Genomic DNA, 17,761 nt, shown 5'->3' with positions numbered 1-17,761 from the left:
GTGCGAGCTATGTTGTGGCCGCGCGGCGGATCTATCCGACCATCGGTGAACGCGCAATAACTTTGGGGCGCAGGCCGATTTGCTGAATTGCGCCCTCGAATTCGCGCCCAGACAGATTCGCAACGGGCATCTTGGGCGCGCCAGTCGCGCCTGCCGACGCCCCCGCGACACTGCCCAGGCCGCTACCCGGCAACGGCATGGCGCTCGCCTGACTCATGGTCCCGGCCGAAAGCGCGTCACCCCAGCCCTGCGGCACCGACAAGACGCCCACCGAGCCGGCCTGACCGACGCTGGCCGACGCCCCTGCACCGCCCAAGCCGCCCAAGCCGCCCAAGCCTGCCCCGGGTGCCAACCCCGTCCCACCGCCTAAGCCGCCCAGCGACCCAGGCGGCAGCGCTCCTAAAGGTCCCAAGCCTCCCGACTCGGTGAGCTCGTCGGCGCCCAGGAAGTCAATTCCAACACCGATCAGGTCCAAACCGACGCCGCCGCCGTCCAAACCACCGGCGGCGGCCGCGTCGATCTCCAGACCCACTGTGTCCTCGATCAGGCCCAACTCGTCGGCGCCCATGCTGGACTGGAGACCGGCCAGCGCATTCGCGCCAAATGTCGCGCCGTTCCCGGCACCCTTGACAGCTCCTTTGCCCGATGCGCCGGTCAGGCCCGCAAGGGCACTAGCGGGGGCAGACGCCCCCGACGTGGTCATCGAGGCGGCCTCACCCATCGCCAGCTGCGATAGTCCCGGCGACGACGAGCTTGGGGACGCGAGCGCATGCAGGGCCTGGGGCATCATCGACAACGGTGACATCGCCGTGCGCACATGGGTAGCTGCCGAGTCGCCGGCCGCGTGGGCGACGGCCGCGGCCTGGGCGACCGGCCCGCTCGGGTTGGTGTTCTGCTGCGGCGGCGTGAACGGCGCCAAGGTCGCAGCCGCGGCCGAACTGCCGGCATAGCCATACATGGCGGCGGCATCCTGGGCCCACATCTCGCCGTACTGGGCCTCGGTGGCCGCGATCGCCGCAGTGTTTTGCCCGAGGAAATTCGTCGCGACCAGCGCCGCCAGCTGAGCACGGTTGGCGGCGATCAGCGGCGGCGGCACCGTCATCGCGAATGCGGCCTCGAATGCGCTCGCGGCCGCCCTGGCCTGGTTAGCCACCTGCTCGCACTGGGCCGCGGTGGCGGTCATCCAGGTCACATAGGGTGCCGCTGCTGCGGCCATCGCCGAGGACGCCGGGCCCTGCCAGGAGCCAGCGGTCAGGCCGGTAATCACCGACTGGTAGGAGTCCGCGGTCGCGTACAGGTCGGCGGCCAGCCCGTCCCAGGCGGCTGCGGCTGTCAGCATCGGGCCTGCACCCGGCCCGGCGTACATCCGGGCAGAATTGATCTCCGGTGGCAGCGCGCCGAAATCCATCTTGGTTGGCCTCCTGTTTGCTAGCTGGCTGCGATCGCGTTGGCGGCCTCGGTCGCGGCGTACGATGCGGCACTGGTGCCCAAGGTCCTGACGAACAGCTCGTGAACCGCCGCCGCCTGGGCACTCACGGCCTGATAGCGGGCGGCGTGTGCGGCGAATTGGGCGGCAGTCAGCGCCGACACTTCGTCGGCCGCCGCCGGAATCACCCCGCTGGTCGGGGCGGCCGCGGCGGCATTTGCCGCGGCCATTGCAGCGCCGACGCTGCCCAAATCACTCGTCGCTGCCAGCAGCCCTTCAGGGTGCGTGGTGACGAATCCCGCCCCGAAAGTCATTGAATACTCCTAATTTCTGCTTACAAACTCCGCCGCCGTTTGCGACGGCGGTCCCGTGCCAAGCCTGGGTCTCGGCCGTCAGGAGCCCGTCATGCATCAGTAGGGCTCGTAGCTACACGCCGAAACCACTTCACGCACAACTCATTAGGCACAGCTACCTAAGCCATTTCGCGGTATCCGCACAACGGCTGTGCACCACAGTATTTTTCGGAAATTCGCTGGATCAAGGACGCTGACGAGACACATAGAAAACACAAATATGCCCGCCCTCCACCGACGGCGGAGCGTGAAACATTTGAAGTCTCTATGAGCTCCGTGACAACCTCATATGAGCCGGGGAAAATGTGGGAACATGACGGCAATGTCGGGGTATGCGCGCGATCAGCGTCCACGTCAGGCCATCCTCGGGCAGCTGCCGCGGATCCACCGCGCCGATGGATCGCCGATCCGGGTTTTGCTGGTTGACGACGAGCCCGCGCTGACCAACCTGGTGAAGATGGCGCTGCACTACGAGGGTTGGGTGGTCGACGTCGCTCACAACGGGCGCGAAGCTGTGGCCAAGTTCGACAAGATCGGCCCCGACGTGCTCGTCTTGGACATCATGCTGCCCGATGTGGACGGGCTCGAAGTCCTGCGGCGGGTCCGCGAATCGGACGCCTACACACCAACGCTGTTTCTCACCGCCCGCGACTCGGTGATGGACCGGGTCACCGGGTTGACCGCAGGCGCCGACGACTACATGACCAAGCCGTTCAGCTTGGAGGAACTGGTTGCCCGGCTGCGCGGGCTGTTGCGTCGCTCTAGCCATCTGACGCCGCCGGCAGACGAGGTCCTCACCGTGGGAGATCTCACGCTGGACGGGGCAAGCCGTGAAGTCACCCGCGGCGGCGCGCCAATATCGCTGAGCTCCACCGAATTCGAGCTGTTGCGCTTCATGATGCGTAATCCGCGACGAGCGCTAAGTCGCACCGAGATCTTGGATCGGGTCTGGAACTACGACTTCGCGGGCCGCACCAGCATCGTCGATTTGTACATCTCGTATCTGCGAAAAAAGATCGACGCCGGCAAGCAACCGATGATCCATACCGTGCGCGGCGTCGGCTACATGCTGCGCCCTCCGGGATGACCCCGGCCAGACGCGCCAGGTGGTGGCGTCCTCGCTCGTTGCGCCATCAGCTGTTGTTGGGCGTGCTGGCCGTGGTCAGCGTCGTATTGGTGGTCGTCGGGGCTGTCTCCGTGCTCAGCCTGCGCGGATACGTCACCGCGATGAGCGACGCCGAACTCGCCGAATCTCTCGACGCATTCACCCATTCGTATGCGCGATACCGCGCTAGCGAGGGCTCGGCGGGACATGCGATCCCGATCGGGGAAGCGATGTTGGGATTCACCGAACAGACGCCCGGTAACCTGATTGCGGTCGTGCGCGACGGCGTGGTGATTGGTTCGGCGGTGTTTTCTCAGAACGAGCCGACGCCTGCTTCAGCCGACGTCATTCACGCCCTGGAGGCACAGTCGTGGACCAACGGGCCGCCCCGCACCGAAAAGCTGGGCAGCCTGGGCCCTTATCGGCTGGACAGCCGGGCATTCGGTGCGGACCGCCTTGTGGTAGGCGTCTCCCTCGATCTCGTCAATCGGATCGTCACACGCCGGATCGTCGCTGCCGTAGCGCTTTTCGTTGTCGCGCTGCTGATCACGGCAGTGTTGACGATTTCGGTGGTCGGTTACGCCTTGCGGCCACTGCGCCGTGTCGCGGCGACCGCCGCGACCGTTGCCCGGATGTCGCTCACTGACGGCGAAGACAAGATTACCGTACGGGTGGGATCCGATGACACCGATCCTGACAGTGAGGTAGGGATTGTCGGCCACGCGCTGAATCGGTTGCTGGACAACGTAGATCGCGCTTTGGCCCATCGTGCAGATTCGGACCGGAGGATGCGGCAGTTCATCACAGACGCCAGCCACGAACTGCGTACCCCACTCGCGTCGATCCAGGGATATGCCGAGCTCACCCGCCAGGACAGTTCCGCCCTGCCACCGACCACCGAATATGCGCTGGCCCGCATCGAATCCGAGGCCCGGCGAATGACTTCGCTCGTTGATCAACTGCTGCTGTTGTCGCGGCTAGGGGAAGGGGAAGACCTGCAAACCGAGGACGTCGACATCGCCGAGCTGGTGCTCAACGCCGTCAACGATGCGGCCGTGGCTGCGCCCAGCCACCGATGGGTCAAGGAGCTGCCCGACGAGCCGGTGTGGGTGCGTGGGGATCGCGACCGGCTGCATCAACTCGTCAGCAACCTGTTGAGCAACGCCTGGGTGCACACGCCGGCCGGTGTCACGGTGACGACGGCAATCACGCAGCAGCACAACGACGATGGCCCGCCATACGTTGAATTGACCGTCGCCGACGACGGACCCGATATCGATCCAGCGCTGCTACCGCATCTGTTCGAGCGATTCGTGCGTGCGGACAAGTCCAGGGCGGAAGGATCCGGTAGCGGATTGGGACTCGCCATAGTCGCCTCGATCGTCAAGGCGCACGGCGGATCCGTGACGGCGGAATCCGCGAACGGCCGAACGGCCTTTCGGGTGCGGCTTCCGATGATTGCGCAGCCGGCACGCGGCTGAATCACGATGCCATCAGGGGACACCACAAGTCGATCGTGAGGATTGCGATGGCCGGGGCTGTGGCAGTCAGCCCGGTGACGAGCTGGCGAAGATAGTTTCGCCGCGGCCGGCAAAGCAGCTGTTCGAGGCGTTCTGGTGCCCCGCTGAGCGCCGCCCCGAGCGCGCCCGGCGGCGCGGGAGCCAGCGCCAGCAGGGCGCGAGCGAGCGTGTGCGGGTGGTGGCGTCGCGCGGCGGCGCTATCGGCGCAGAGTTCAGTTGCAGCTGTGACGCGCTCGGCGGCGCGACGAAAGAATCGCAGCCACCGTACGGTAATGGCGACAGCCTCGATCATGGCGCGCAACTGGATGTGACGCTGACGTAGGTGTGCTTCCTCATGGGCGAGAACTGCTTGCAGCTCGGCGGAGCCCAGCCGCTTCCGTACAGCGGTAGTGGTGACGATAAGGCCCGGGTGCCCGGGGAGGCAGTACACCAAGGGCAACACCGAGTCGATGGTGACGACAGGAGTCTGCGATCGCACGCCGTTCGCAGGACGGGAGATGAGGTATACCGCTTGGGCATGTTCACGGGTGCTGCGCATAATTTCGGTGTAGCGGCGCCAAATGCCTTGTGCCAGTAGTGCAATCGGCACGCTGACCACCGTTGCCGTGGCAGCATGCCCGGTAGCCATGGCGATAACCGGCAAGGCCAGCACCGCACCCAAAACAGTGACCAGTGTCGCGAGCCATGCCGTCAGGCGCACCACGGGTGACGTCATGGGTGTGACGCGGTCCAGCAGGGCCGGCACCACCGCGATGCATACCAGCGTGATGGTTAAAACACACAGCACCATGGCATATGCCTATTCCCGGCGGGCCGTGTGACGCTGCCAGGCGGCCCGCAGGCTACGAGCTTCCTCGGCCGACATCTGGGAAACGAAATGCGTGAAAACAGCCTCGTGGTTGTCGGTGGCCGCTAACACATCACGCATCAGCCGCGCGGTGTACTCCTCCCGACTCCATGTCGGCCGGTAGTGAAACGCTTTGCCGACTCGTTCGCGTGTCAGCAGGCCTTTCCGGTGCAAGTTGTCCATCACGGTCATCACCGTCGTGTAGGCCGCCTGCCGATTGAGGGCAGCACGGACCTCACGCACGGTGGCGACTTGCCCGTTGTCCCACATGATGGACATGATCTCAGCCTCTAGTTCACCGAGACCATGCGCAGCCGGCATCCGGACCTCCTGCCTCAGCGGCGAGCCTATATTCAGGATCTACTACTAATCTACTAAGTAGGATAGTATATATTGCGGTCAGCTACGACGGCACGTGTGAGAGAGGTCTGCAGTCATGACAACCGCCACCCCCGCTACCCCGGCTCCTACCGAACCACCCTGGACGCGTTGGCTCTACCGAATCTTGGCGATCACCGGCATCGCCGTCGGGATCTTCATCATCGTCGCCGGCCTGTATCTTCTCATCGCGCAGCCTGGGCACAAGACTTGTTGTGACGCCAAGAGTCCGACCACGACGACCAGCCAGACAAAGGACGACAAGTCTTGCTGCGCCTCGATGAAAGACGCCATGAAAAACATGCCCTCCATGCCGCCCATGTCGCCAATGCCGAGCATGTCGCCAATGCCGACGATGCCCATGCCTACACCCGGCAGGTGAACCCAGTCGGTCGCGCACCGATCCGCTTCGCAGGCCTTACGCCGATCAGCACAGCACCGCGACGCGGCCGCAGTGCAGGATTCATTTGCGCTCAGGCCACAAAACCAAGGCCGTAAAGATAGCGGCCCAGGACGTAAAGAAACCGTCAACGCGGCTCCCGGCCAGCGCCGAGCCTGTCTAAGGTCAGCTGGGCCCTGGCTCCAGGACCGAGACAATGCTGCGCGCAAAGCGTGACGGGCTGTCGCGAACGGAGAAGATGTGTCTGTCGTGCTCTACCTGGTGTTGACGTCGGCGATCTTTGCCCTGATCGGCGCCGTGCTGAAGCTGGTCGAAGGACTATGACCCTTACCAACGCCGTCGGTCTGGTGCTGGCCATCCTGGTCGCGTTGTTACTCGGTGCAGCCCTGCTCGTTCCGGAAAAATTCTAGTGAGCGACGTAACCGCAAGCGTGTTGTTCCTTGCACTGCTGGTCGCGGCGCTGGCGGTCGTCCACGTGCCACTGGGCGACTACATGTACCGCGTCTATAGCTCTGAAAAGCACTCGCGCGCAGAGAATTTCATCTACCGCACGATCGGTGCCAACCCGCGCTCCGAACAGACCTGGGCTAACTATGCGCGCAGTGTGCTGGCCTTTTCCGCGGTCAGCGTCGTCGTGTTGTTCGTCTTCCAGCTGGCGCAGAACAAACTGCCGCTGCACCTGAAGAACCCGGCAACACAAATGACCCCGGCGCTGGCGTGGAACACCGCTGTCAGCTTCGTCACCAACACCAACTGGCAGGCCTACTCCGGCGAATCGACCCAAGGTGATCTGTTGCAGATGGCGGGCTTGGCGGTGCAGAACTTCGTGTCAGCTGCCGTGGGCATGGCGGTGGCCGTCGCGTTCGTCCGCGGGTTTGTCCGCGGGCGCACCGGTGAACTCGGCAATTTTTGGGTCGATCTGGTGCGCGGCACCCTGCGAATCCTGTTGCCGATCGCCGTCTTCGGTGCCGTCGCATTGGTCGCCGGAGGGGTGATCCAGAACTTTCACCTGCACGACCAGGTGGTCACCACGCTGGCCGGTTCGCCGCAGACCATCACCGGCGGTCCGGTCGCCAGCCAGGAGGCGATCAAGGAGCTCGGCACCAACGGTGGCGGGTTCTATAACGCCAACTCCGCGCATCCATTCGAGAACCCGACCAGCTGGACCAACTGGATCGAGATCTTCCTGCTGTTGGTCATCGCCTTTTCGCTGCCCCGCACTTTCGGCCGCATGGTGGGCAACACCAAACAGGGCTACGCCATTGTCGCGGTGATGGCTGTCATCGCCACTATGAGCGTCACCGCGATGATGCTGTTTCAGGTGCAGCACCACGGCACCGTTCCCACCGCAGCCGGGGCCGCCATGGAAGGCGTCGAACAGCGTTTCGGGGTGCCCGACTCCGCAATATGGGCCGATGCGACCACGCTTACCTCCACCGGCGCGGTCGACTCGGCGCATGACTCCTACACCAGCCTGGGCGGCATGATGGCGCTGTTCAACATGCAGCTCGGCGAGGTCGCGCCCGGCGGTGTCGGCTCGGGCCTCTACGGCATGCTGGTCCTGGCGATCATCACGGTTTTCGTGGCCGGCTTGATGGTCGGCCGGACCCCGGAATACCTCGGCAAGAAGATCAGCGCACGTGAAATCAAGCTAGCAGCAAGCTATTTCCTGGTCACTCCGCTGATCGTGCTGCTCGGCACCGCGGTGGCGATGGCGCTGCCGGGGCCGCGCGCCGGAATGGCCAACACCGGCCCGCACGGCCTGTCCGAGGTGCTCTACGCGTTCACCTCCGCAGCCAACAACAACGGCTCGGCATTCGCCGGCCTGGCCGCCAACACCGCGTGGTACAACACCGCGCTCGGTGTTGCGATGCTGCTCGGGCGGTTCGTCCCGATGGTGCTCCTGCTGGCGCTGGCCGGTTCTCTGGCCCGTCAGCGCCGCATTCCGGAGTCCGCTGGGACCTTGCCCACGCACAAGCCCCAGTTCGTCGGCCTGGTGGTGGGCGTGACGGTCATTCTGGTCGCCCTGACCTTTCTGCCAGCATTGGCCCTCGGGCCCATCGCCGAAGGAATCCACTGAAATGCCCTCGCAGACAAGCGATCGTGGCGCGGCACCGCTGGTATCTGGCCAGCGAGTCCGGGGTGGTCGGCTAGACCCGGCCCTGCTGCTGAGATCGCTGCCCGACGCGTTTGGCAAGCTCAATCCCGGCACCCTGTGGCGCAATCCGGTGATGTTCGTCGTCGAAATCGGTGCGGTGTGGTCAACGGTGCTGACACTGTCCCAACCGAGTTGGTTCGGTGGGCTCATCGTGTTCTGGCTTTGGCTGACAGTGCTGTTCGCCAACCTGGCCGAGGCGGTCGCCGAGGGACGCGGCAAAGCGCAGGCCGACACTCTGCGCAAATCCAAGGCCGACACCATCGCTCGCCGCCTGCGAGGCTGGGCGCCCGGCGTTACCGGCGTCGAGGAGCTCGTCCCCGCGCCGCTGTTGCAGCAAGGCGATATCGTCGTCGTCGAAGCCGGCCAGCTCATCCCCGGCGACGGCGACGTCGTGGAAGGCATTGCGTCGGTGGACGAATCGGCGATCACGGGCGAGTCCGCGCCGGTCATCCGTGAGTCCGGCGGCGACCGTTCGGCGGTGACCGGTGGCACGAAGGTGCTCTCCGACCGCATCGTGGTGCGGATCACCCAAAAACCCGGGGAAAGCTTCGTGGACCGGATGATCGCACTGGTCGAGGGCGCCAACAGGCAGAAGACGCCCAACGAGATCGCACTGAACATCCTGTTGGCGGCGTTGACCATCATCTTCGTGTTCGCGGTGGCGACGCTGCAGCCGCTGGCGATCTATTCCAAGGCCAACAACCCCGGGGTACCCGACACCGCCGCGCTCAACGGCGACGGCGTCACCGGCATCGTGTTGGTGGCGTTGCTGGTGTGCTTGATTCCCACCACAATTGGCGCGCTGCTTTCGGCGATCGGTATCGCGGGCATGGACCGGTTGGTGCAGCGCAACGTGCTGGCCATGTCCGGACGTGCGGTGGAGGCGGCCGGTGACGTCAACACGTTGCTGCTGGACAAGACCGGAACGGTCACGCTGGGCAACCGTCAAGCGGCCGAATTGATTCCGGTCGGCGGGGTCAGCGCCCACGCGCTCGCCGACGCGGCGCAGCTAGCCAGTATCGCCGACGAGACGCCCGAGGGCCGGTCAGTGGTGGTCTACGTCAAAGAGGCCCACGGGCTGCGCGCACGCACACCCGGTGAATTGGCCGGCGCGCGGTGGGTGCCGTTCAGCGCGGCCACCAGGATGTCGGGAGTCGACGTCGACGGACGCCAGTTGCGTAAGGGCGCGGCCAGCGCCATCACCGATTGGGTGCGCGGTCACGGCGGCGCGGTCGCGCGCGAACTCGGCCGGATCGTCGACGGAATTTCCGCCGCGGGCGGGACCCCGCTGGTGGTGGGCGAGGTGACCAGCGGCGAGTCCGGCAAGCAGGCAAAGGTTCTCGGCGTGATCCACCTCAGGGATGTGGTGAAGCAAGGCATGCGACACCGGTTCGAGGCGATGCGCCGCATGGGCATCCGCACCGTGATGATCACCGGTGATAACCCATTGACCGCCAAGGCAATTGCCGATGAAGCCGGTGTCGACGACTTCTTGGCCGAAGCCACCCCCGAAGACAAGTTGATGCTGATCAAGCGCGAACAGGAGGGCGGGCGGCTGGTCGCCATGACCGGAGACGGCACCAACGACGCCCCGGCGCTGGCCCAGGCCGATGTCGGCGTCGCGATGAACACCGGCACCACCGCGGCCAAAGAAGCCGGCAACATGGTGGATTTGGACTCCGACCCGACCAAGCTGATCGAGATCGTCGAGATCGGCAAGCAGCTGTTGATCACTCGCGGCGCGCTGACCACATTTTCGATCGCCAACGACATCGCCAAGTATTTCGCGATCATTCCAGCGATGTTCGTCGCGCTGTTTCCTGGCATGGATCTGCTCAACGTGATGCGCCTGCACAGTCCGCAGTCCGCGATCTTGTCGGCGGTGATCTTCAACGCGATCATCATTGCCGCCCTGATTCCGTTGTCGCTGCGCGGTGTTCGCTATACGCCGAGCAGCGCGTCTGGACTGCTCAGTCGCAACCTTTACCTGTATGGGTTAGGCGGGATCGTCACACCATTCATCGGGATCAAGCTGATCGACCTTGCGGTTCAACTCATGCCGGGGATGAGCTGAGATGAAATTCACCATCCTGGTTCGCCTGCATTGGGCGGCGCTGCGTGCACTGCTTGTGTTGACCGTGGTGCTGGGTCTGGGCTACCCGGTGGCGGTCTGGTTGGTCGCACAGCTTCCCGGGCTGCACGATCAGGCAGAGGGCTCGATCATCGAGGTCAACGGCAAGGCCGCCGGCAGCCGGCTGATCGGCCAGTCGTTCACCGACGCCGCCGGCCACGCGTTGCCGCAGTATTTCCAGAGCCGCCCGTCAGCGGCCGGCAACGGCTATGACCCCACCGCCAGCGGCGCGAGCAATCTGGGGCCCGAGGACATCGTCGACACGCCGGCCCGCAAGAGCCTGTTGACGCTGGTGTGTGAGCGCAGCAAAGCCGTGGGCGAGCTCGAACACGTCGATGGATCACGGCCGTTCTGCACTGGCGGCGGTGTGGGAGCCGTGTTGTCGGTCCTCGGCGCGCGCGACGCGCGCGGCAATGTTATCCACCCGACCCGGGTGGTCAGCGTGAACGAACCGTGCACGACCACGGCTCGGCCGTTCGTGGACAGCTTTGCCGGCGTTCGGGTCGAGTGCGCGAAGCCCGGCGAAAACTACTCGACCGGGCGTATCGTTCCGGTCCGCGGCAGCGCGCCCGGCAATCCACCAGTCCCGGCCGACGCGGTGACGGCCAGCGGCAGCGGCCTGGACCCAGACATTTCACCGGCCTACGCCGACATTCAGGCGGCCCGGGTGGCCCGGACGCGCCATGTCAGCACGGATCAAATACGCGAGCTGGTACGGGAGAACCAGCATGGCCGTGATCTGGGGTTCTTCGGCGAGCCGCGGGTCAACGTCGTACAGCTCAACCTGGCGTTGGACCATAAGTATCCGCTCCCAGGCTGATGTCACAGGTGGATGATGGTCACGTGAGCGTCGTCGACCATCGCCGCAAACGCGGGGAGCTGCGCATCTACTTGGGTGCGGCGCCCGGTGTCGGCAAGACGTACGCGATGTTGTCCGAGGCGCATCGACGGCTGGAACGCGGCACGGACTTGGTGGCTGGCGTGGTGGAGACCCACGGCCGCCGCAAAGTCGAAGAGCTGCTCAAGGGCATCGAGGTCGTTCCGCGCCGCCGCATCGAGTATCGCGGTAGCCACTTCACCGAACTGGACGTGCCGGCCGTGCTGGCCCGCAATCCGCAAGTGGTTCTGGTCGACGAGCTCGCCCACACCAACGTCCCCGGCAGCAAGAACCCCAAGCGATGGCAGGACGTCGAGGAGCTGCTGGACGCCGGTATCACGGTGATCTCCACGGTCAACATCCAGCATCTGGAGAGCCTTAACGACGTGGTCGCCCAGATAACCGGCATCGAGCAGCAGGAAACCATACCGGATTCGGTGGTGCGCCAGGCATCCCAGATCGAACTCATCGATATCACGCCGGAAGCCTTGCGGCGCAGGCTATCCCACGGCAACGTGTATGCACCGGATAAGATCGACGCGGCGCTGTCCAATTATTTCCGCAGCGGAAACCTCACCGCGTTGCGGGAATTGGCGCTGCTGTGGCTGGCCGACCAGGTCGATGCCGCGCTGGCCAAGTATCGCGCCGACAAGAAGATCACCGACACCTGGGAAGCCCGCGAACGCGTGGTCGTCGCCGTCACCGGTGGACCCGAATCGGAAACCTTGGTGCGCCGCGCATCCCGAATCGCCTCCAAAGCCAGCGCCGAGCTCATGGTCGTGCATGTCTTACGCGGCGACGGCCTCACGGGTGTATCGGCGTCGCGGATGGGCAAGATCCGCGAACTAGCCGCCAGCCTCGACGCGTCGCTGCATACCGTGGTCGGTGACGACGTGCCGACCGCGCTGCTGGATTTCGCCCGCGAGATGAACGCCACCCAGCTGGTGATCGGCACGTCGCGGCGCTCGCGGTGGGCACGCATCTTCGACGAAGGCATCGGCGCGACGGTGGTGCAGCGGTCCGGCAAGATCGACGTTCACATCGTCACCCACGAGGAATCCAAGCGGGGCTTTCGGGCGGCGTCGATCTCGCCGCGTGAACGGCGCGCCGCGTCGTGGCTGGCGGCGCTGATCGTCCCCTCCGTCATCTGCGCGGTGACGGTGTCTTGGCTGCACCGGTTTTTGACCACCAGCGGAGCCAGCGCGCTGTTCTTCATCGGAGTCCTCGTGGTTGGCTTACTGGGAGGCGTTGCCCCAGCGGCGCTTTCGGCGGTGCTGTCCGGTCTGCTGCTCAACTATTACCTGACCCCTCCCCTGCACAGCTTCACCATCGCCGAGCCCGACGCTGCGGTCACCGAACTGGTGCTGTTGATGGTGGCGGTGGCGGTGGCGGTTCTCGTCGACGGCGCGGCCAAACGCACCCGCGAAGCCGGACGCGCATCCCAGGAGGCCGAGCTGCTGACAATGTTCGCCGGCTCGGTGCTGCGCGGCGCGGATCTGGAGACCCTGCTCGAGCGGGTCCGCGAGACCTATTCGCAGCGTGCGGTCAGCATGCTTCGGGACTGCGGCGATGGTCGCCGATACGTGGTGGCATCGGTAGGCAAAGAGCCCTGCGCCACAGTCGATTCCGCCGATACCGCGATAGAAGTCGGTGACGACGAGTTTTGGATGCTCTTGGCGGGCAAGAAACTCGCCGCGCGTGATCGCCGTGTGCTGAGCGCGGTGGCCAAGCAAGCCGCGAGTCTGGTCAAACAACGCGAACTCGCCGAGGAAGCCAGCCGGGCCGAGGCCATCGGGCAGGCCGACGCGCTGCGCCGCTCCTTGCTGTCGGCGGTCAGCCACGATCTGCGCACACCGCTGGCGGCGGCCAAGGTCGCGGTGTCGAGCTTGCGCGCCCAAGACGTCGACTTTTCTGCCGAAGACACGGCCGAATTGCTCGCCACCATCGAGGAATCGATCGACCAACTCACCGCGCTGGTGGGCAATTTGCTCGACTCGTCGCGGTTGGCGGCGGGCGCGATTCGCCCTGAACTGCGGGAGGTGTACCTCGAAGAAGCCGTGCAGCGCGCCCTGGTCAGCATCGGCAAGGGTGCCACCGGTTTCTTCCGGCCCGGCATCGACCGGGTCAAGGTCGACGTCGACGGCGCGGTCGCGATGGCCGATGCCGGACTGCTGGAACGGGTTTTGGCCAATCTCATCGACAACGCGCTGCGATACGCGCCCAACTGCCTGGTGCGCGTCAACGCCGGCCGGGTCGGCGACCGTGTGCTGATCAACGTCATCGACGAGGGCCGCGGCATCCCGCGCGGAAGCGAGGAACAGATCTTCGAGGCCTTTCAGCAGCTGGGAGATCACGACAACACCACCGGGGCGGGCTTGGGATTGTCGGTGGCCCGTGGCTTCGTCGAAGCGATGGGCGGCACGATCCAGGCGACCGACACGCCCGGCGGGGGACTGACCGTCGTGGTGGATCTGGCGGCCCCAGCGGGGCAGCGATGAGGAGGAACGGCACAATTTGACGCGCCAGCGACGATGCAGAGCGCAGCGATGAGGAGGAGCGGCGCAATTTGACGCGCCAGCGACGATGCAGAGCGCAGCGATGAGGAGGAGCGGCGCAATTTGACGCGCCAGCGACGATGCAGAGCGCAGCGATGAGGAGGAGCGGCGCAATTTGACACGAGTTTTGGTGATCGACGACGAACCGCACATTCTGCGGGCGCTACGGATCAACCTGTCGGTGCGGGGCTATGAAGTCACAACCGCCGCAACCGGCGCCGCTGCGCTGCGCGCCGCCGCCGAACACCGCCCGGATGTGGTGATCCTCGATCTGGGGCTGCCCGACATCTCTGGAATCGAGGTGCTGGCGGGGCTGCGCGGCTGGCTCAACGCGCCGGTCATCGTGTTGTCGGCGCGAACCGACTCGTCGGACAAAGTCGAAGCCCTCGACGCCGGTGCCGACGACTACGTCACGAAACCGTTCGGGATGGACGAGTTTTTGGCCCGGTTGCGCGCCGCCGTGCGCCGCAACGCCGCAGCGACAGAAGTCGACCAGCCTGTCATCGAAACCTCGTCGTTTACAATCGATCTCGCTGCTAAGAAGGTCATCAAGAATGGCGCCGAAGTGCATCTGACACCGACCGAATGGGGAATGCTGGAGATGCTTGCCCGCAACCGCGGCAAGCTGGTGGGCCGCGAGGAACTCCTCAAAGAGGTGTGGGGGCCGGCCTACGCCACCGAAACCCATTACCTGCGTGTGTATTTGGCGCAACTGCGACGCAAACTCGAAGACGACCCGTCGCACCCCAAGCACCTGCTGACCGAGGCGGGGATGGGTTATCGCTTCGAGAGCTGAGGGTAATTCCGGTACTTTTACCCCCGCAGGCCGCACTGGTCGCCTTATAGTGGCCCGATAAAGCGCAGTGTCAGCAAAGCGGGCCGCTATGCCGGAAAACCTCAAGCCGTGGCGTAACCGCCACGACAACGACATCGGGCACATCGACTGCCCGCCCCGGTGACAGGACCAGACCATGCACCGCCACGTCATTGTCAGCGGTGAGGACGCGCTGGCGACGACGATCGTCGAGGAGCTGAAAACCGCCGGGGTGAGTGTTGCAAAGCTCACCACCGGTGAGCATTTCGATACCAATGTCAAGGCGGAGCTCGCCTCGGCCGGAATCGCCCAAGCTGTGGCCGTCGTATGCGCCGGCGATGACGACGCCGGGAACCTCGAAATCGCCCTGCTGGCAAGGAAAGCCAATCCGGACGTGCGGGTGGTCGCGCGACTCGCTAATGACGTGCTGCGAGAAGCAGTGGCCGCAGATAACGGTCCCGGCGCGATCCTCAACGTCGCCGATCTTGCTGCGCCGGCGATTGTCGAGGCATGCCTGGCTTACACCACGCACCCGTTCGAGGCGGCTGGCATCAATTTCGTCGTCTGGGGCACCGCGGCACCGCGTGATGCGACGCTGCGTGAGATCTACGGCGACCTGGCCCCGGTGGCAGTGATTCACGGCGAAAACTCCTCCACCCCCGGCGAGATGGTGGTGTGCCCAGGCCGCGATCTGCAGGTGCACACCGGTGACTGGACGACGATGATTGGTACCGCCGACGAGCTGACCGGCCGGGGCATCAAGGTCCCGCGCCCCAGCGCAACACGCTCACGACAGTCCCGGCTGCGCCGAATGCTCGACGCTGCACGCACCCTGCGCGACGACGTCAACCCGGCGTTTTATCCCGTGATAGCCGCAGTGCTGATCCTGCTGATCGGGGCGACTGCCGTGTTGCGTTTCACCTACACCAGCCGCCCCGGGATGACGTGGATCGACGCGTTCTACTTCACCACCGAGACAATCACGACGACGGGCTACGGCGACTTCAGCTTCAGCCACCAGCCCACCTGGTTGCGACTTTTCGCCGCGATGCTGATGTTCGGCGGCGTGACCACCGTGGCTCTACTGGTCTCGTTTATTGCTGATGTGCTGTTGTCGCGCCGCTTTATCTACACGGCTGGGCGCCCGCGGGTGCGCCATTTGCGTGACCACATCATCGTCGTGGGGCTGAGCGTGCTCGGGATCCGCGTCGTGCGCGATCTGGTTAGCGCCGGCCACGACGTCGCGGTGATTGAGCGCGACGAGAACAACCGCTTCCTGTTGTCGGCGGCCGAACTCGACGTGCCAGTGATCTTCGGAGACGCCACGTTGCCCCAGACGCTGGAATCGGCCCGCGTCGACCGCGCCCGGGCGGTGGCGGTGTTGACCCGCGATGACATGGTCAATATCGAGACCGGCATCGTGTTACGCGAGTTGTTGGGGCCCCGGGTGTGGCCCGAGGTCAATCGGTGGCTTGACGTTCCCATCGTGCTGCGCGTCTACGACCGCGCACTCGGCTTCGCGGTGGCGGAGCGATTCGATTTCCAGAATGTTCGGTCGACCGTCGAGTTGGCCGCGCCTTGGTTCATTGGGGCCGCGATGGGGCTGCAGGTGCTGGGAACGTTTTCGGTGGGACAGAGCTCGTTCGTGGTCGGCGGAATGCACGTCGAGCCCGGCAGTGAACTCGACGGGCTGCAGATGCTCGACCTGTCCACCCGAACCCGGGTCATCGCGATCACCAGGCCAGACGAGCCGGTCAAGCTGCACCCACGCCGCGATGCCCTGCTGCGAGGCGGCGACACCGTATACCTCATCGGTCCTTACCGCGAACTGCTGGACACGCTGCGCAAGGGACAGCCTGCCTGAACTGTTCGGCGCTGGCGCCGCTCTCGCATGCAGGAATCTGGCTACGGTGCCTGCAGTGACCGGCTGGGGTGGCGGCTTAGTTGTTGGTGGGTGGGGGTTGTGGTTGGAAGGGTTGGTACCACCACCAGTTGGCGCGTTCGCCGGTGGGCCCTGGGCAGGGTGGGACGGCGGGCGGGGGACGGTTGGGTGGTCGGGCCAGCGATCCGGCGCGAAGCCGTCGGCCGGTGCTGTCGGTGACGATGAGCTTGTCGGCGGATCCGGTGATGGTGATCACCCCGCGGTGGTGTAGCCGATGGTGGTACGGGCAGACCAGCACCAGGTTGGCCAATTCGGTGGCGCCGCCGTCTTCCCAGTGGACGATGTGGTGGGCGTGCAGCCCGCGGGTGGCCCCGCAGCCGGGAACCGCGCACGTGGGGTGGCGGTGCTCGAGGGCACGGCGCAGCCGCCGCCGACGACCCGGGTGGCGCGCCCGGCGCCGAGGGGCTGCCCGTGGCGTTGAAACCACACTTCGCAGGTGGCATCACAGGTCAAATATTTCCGGTCGGCCTCAGATAGCAGTGGACCCAGATGCAGCGCCGCGGCGCGCTGGGCGATGTCGAGATGCACCACCACCGTGGTGCGCGCCCCGTGCGGGCGCCGTGTCGCTTCGGCGTCCCAGCCGGACTCGACCAGCCGCATGAACGCATCAGCGGTGCTCGGCATCGGCGGCGCGTTCTCCGATCCGCCCCGTTCGTGTTTCCACTCGGTGACCAGCGCCTCCAGATGCGAGGCCAGCGCCGCGTCGAACGTCGCCGCCTCATCATGAGGCAGTCTGATCCGCCAACAACTGGACCGCTCATCGCTGGTCTTGGTGATCGAACGCGGCGCTGGCCGCTGCGGCTCGGGGTCGGGTCGCGGTTCGAGCCGCACCGCGGTGCGCAACTGGTTGACCGTGGCCACCGCCGCCAACTGCGCATAGTGCTCGTCAGAGCCCGCAGCGGCCCCCGCGGCGATCACCCCGACCTGATCCAGCGACAGCCGACCTCGACCAGGCCCGCCGCGCAGCGGGGAAACTCTTCTAGCCGGCGCGCCACCGCGGCGATGGTGTGGGCAGTGGCCGACGAGGCGCCCAACTTCCAGGCCACCAGCGCCGCCACCGAACGCGCCCCCGTGCCACCCCACAGCCCGTCGCGATCCAGCTCGGCGACGATCTGCACAATGCGCCCATCAATCGCGTTGCGCTGACCGGCCAACTCCGCCAACTCCTCGAACAACACCTCAAGACGCTCGGCAGGACTCAACCCGGTGGCAGCAGGCGCAGCGGTCGACGACATACCGTCATCATCACAGCCGG

Annotated in this window: 14 protein-coding genes and 2 pseudogenes; 10 read left to right on the top strand and 6 right to left on the bottom strand. The window is 65.4% G+C overall.

Going from position 1 to position 17,761, the window contains the following annotated elements:
* Positions 1–31: 31 nt before the first annotated feature.
* Positions 32–1,408: a PPE family protein gene (locus MYXE_RS06450; RefSeq protein ID WP_085194339.1), complete on the bottom strand. Its 1,377-nt coding sequence runs from the start codon at positions 1,406–1,408 to the stop codon at positions 32–34.
* Between the two features lie 20 nt (positions 1,409–1,428).
* Entirely contained in the window at positions 1,429–1,740 is a 312-nt protein-coding gene (locus MYXE_RS06445) for a PE family protein (RefSeq protein WP_085194337.1), read from the bottom strand.
* A gap of 352 nt (positions 1,741–2,092) precedes the next feature.
* Between MYXE_RS06445 and MYXE_RS06440 the strand changes: the two genes are divergently transcribed.
* On the top strand, positions 2,093–2,866 hold the full coding sequence (locus MYXE_RS06440; RefSeq protein ID WP_085194335.1) for a response regulator transcription factor: 774 nt from the start codon (positions 2,093–2,095) through the stop codon (positions 2,864–2,866).
* Positions 2,863–4,365, top strand: a complete 1,503-nt coding sequence (locus tag MYXE_RS06435) for a sensor histidine kinase (RefSeq protein ID WP_085194333.1) — start codon at positions 2,863–2,865, stop codon at positions 4,363–4,365. The genes MYXE_RS06440 and MYXE_RS06435 overlap by 4 nt, the downstream gene beginning before the upstream one ends.
* Before the next feature lies 1 nt (position 4,366).
* Here the strand turns inward: MYXE_RS06435 and MYXE_RS06430 are convergent, their stop codons facing one another.
* The 3 genes from MYXE_RS06430 to MYXE_RS06420 form a co-directional block, all read right to left on the bottom strand.
* The gene (locus MYXE_RS06430) at positions 4,367–5,194 is read right to left on the bottom strand and encodes a M56 family metallopeptidase (RefSeq protein WP_085194331.1); all 828 of its coding nucleotides are present in this window, start codon (positions 5,192–5,194) and stop codon (positions 4,367–4,369) included.
* Between the two features lie 9 nt (positions 5,195–5,203).
* Positions 5,204–5,572 (bottom strand): BlaI/MecI/CopY family transcriptional regulator, encoded by a 369-nt coding sequence (locus MYXE_RS06425; RefSeq protein WP_085194329.1) that lies wholly within the window; start codon positions 5,570–5,572, stop codon positions 5,204–5,206.
* 174 nt (positions 5,573–5,746) lie between these two features.
* Positions 5,747–5,992: a hypothetical protein gene (locus MYXE_RS06420; RefSeq protein ID WP_085194327.1), complete on the bottom strand. Its 246-nt coding sequence runs from the start codon at positions 5,990–5,992 to the stop codon at positions 5,747–5,749.
* A gap of 357 nt (positions 5,993–6,349) precedes the next feature.
* Between MYXE_RS06420 and MYXE_RS24290 the strand changes: the two genes are divergently transcribed.
* From MYXE_RS24290 to MYXE_RS06385, 8 genes and pseudogenes are all read left to right on the top strand, one after another.
* Positions 6,350–6,439: a K+-transporting ATPase subunit F gene (locus tag MYXE_RS24290; protein WP_112649966.1), complete on the top strand. Its 90-nt coding sequence runs from the start codon at positions 6,350–6,352 to the stop codon at positions 6,437–6,439.
* Positions 6,439–8,109, top strand: coding sequence for a potassium-transporting ATPase subunit KdpA (gene kdpA, locus MYXE_RS06410; protein WP_085194323.1), 1,671 nt, complete (start codon positions 6,439–6,441; stop codon positions 8,107–8,109). The genes MYXE_RS24290 and kdpA overlap by 1 nt, the downstream gene beginning before the upstream one ends.
* A 1-nt stretch (position 8,110) precedes the next feature.
* On the top strand, positions 8,111–10,261 hold the full coding sequence (kdpB, locus tag MYXE_RS06405; protein ID WP_085194321.1) for a potassium-transporting ATPase subunit KdpB: 2,151 nt from the start codon (positions 8,111–8,113) through the stop codon (positions 10,259–10,261).
* Between the two features lies 1 nt (position 10,262).
* Complete coding sequence (locus MYXE_RS06400; RefSeq protein WP_085194319.1) at positions 10,263–11,138, top strand: potassium-transporting ATPase subunit C; 876 nt, start codon at positions 10,263–10,265, stop codon at positions 11,136–11,138.
* A complete protein-coding gene (locus tag MYXE_RS06395; RefSeq protein ID WP_085194318.1) occupies positions 11,138–13,693 on the top strand; it encodes a sensor histidine kinase in 2,556 nt (851 codons plus the stop codon). Before MYXE_RS06400 ends, MYXE_RS06395 begins: the two co-directional genes overlap by 1 nt.
* A gap of 33 nt (positions 13,694–13,726) precedes the next feature.
* Positions 13,727–13,799: pseudogene (locus MYXE_RS25230) on the top strand (hypothetical protein); the annotation flags it as partial.
* Between the two features lie 66 nt (positions 13,800–13,865).
* Positions 13,866–14,546, top strand: coding sequence for a response regulator (locus MYXE_RS06390; RefSeq protein ID WP_003922033.1), 681 nt, complete (start codon positions 13,866–13,868; stop codon positions 14,544–14,546).
* Between the two features lie 175 nt (positions 14,547–14,721).
* Positions 14,722–16,428: an NAD-binding protein gene (locus MYXE_RS06385; protein WP_003922032.1), complete on the top strand. Its 1,707-nt coding sequence runs from the start codon at positions 14,722–14,724 to the stop codon at positions 16,426–16,428.
* 76 nt (positions 16,429–16,504) lie between these two features.
* Here the strand turns inward: MYXE_RS06385 and MYXE_RS06380 are convergent.
* Positions 16,505–17,741: pseudogene (locus MYXE_RS06380) on the bottom strand (HNH endonuclease signature motif containing protein).
* Between the last annotated feature and the right edge of the window lie 20 nt (positions 17,742–17,761).

This window comes from Mycobacterium xenopi (genome assembly GCF_009936235.1).
Lineage (GTDB): Bacteria > Actinomycetota > Actinomycetes > Mycobacteriales > Mycobacteriaceae > Mycobacterium > Mycobacterium xenopi.
The sequence above is the reverse complement of the archived record's forward strand: the minus strand, read 5'-3'. Positions and strand labels throughout refer to the sequence as shown.

Excerpts from the sequence above, each read along its gene's own strand:
- MYXE_RS06450 (WP_085194339.1), bottom strand. The coding sequence starts at position 1,408 with ATGGATTTCGGCGCGCTGCCACCGGAGATCAATTCTGCCCGGATGTAC.
- MYXE_RS06445 (WP_085194337.1), bottom strand. The coding sequence starts at position 1,740 with ATGACTTTCGGGGCGGGATTCGTCACCACGCACCCTGAAGGGCTGCTG.
- MYXE_RS06440 (WP_085194335.1), top strand. The coding sequence starts at position 2,093 with ATGACGGCAATGTCGGGGTATGCGCGCGATCAGCGTCCACGTCAGGCC.
- MYXE_RS06435 (WP_085194333.1), top strand. The coding sequence starts at position 2,863 with ATGACCCCGGCCAGACGCGCCAGGTGGTGGCGTCCTCGCTCGTTGCGC.
- MYXE_RS06430 (WP_085194331.1), bottom strand. The coding sequence starts at position 5,194 with ATGGTGCTGTGTGTTTTAACCATCACGCTGGTATGCATCGCGGTGGTG.
- MYXE_RS06425 (WP_085194329.1), bottom strand. The coding sequence starts at position 5,572 with ATGCCGGCTGCGCATGGTCTCGGTGAACTAGAGGCTGAGATCATGTCC.
- MYXE_RS06420 (WP_085194327.1), bottom strand. The coding sequence starts at position 5,992 with ATGGGCATCGTCGGCATTGGCGACATGCTCGGCATTGGCGACATGGGC.
- MYXE_RS24290 (WP_112649966.1), top strand. The coding sequence starts at position 6,350 with ATGACCCTTACCAACGCCGTCGGTCTGGTGCTGGCCATCCTGGTCGCG.
- kdpB (WP_085194321.1), top strand. The coding sequence starts at position 8,111 with ATGCCCTCGCAGACAAGCGATCGTGGCGCGGCACCGCTGGTATCTGGC.
- MYXE_RS06400 (WP_085194319.1), top strand. The coding sequence starts at position 10,263 with ATGAAATTCACCATCCTGGTTCGCCTGCATTGGGCGGCGCTGCGTGCA.
- MYXE_RS06395 (WP_085194318.1), top strand. The coding sequence starts at position 11,138 with ATGTCACAGGTGGATGATGGTCACGTGAGCGTCGTCGACCATCGCCGC.
- MYXE_RS06385 (WP_003922032.1), top strand. The coding sequence starts at position 14,722 with ATGCACCGCCACGTCATTGTCAGCGGTGAGGACGCGCTGGCGACGACG.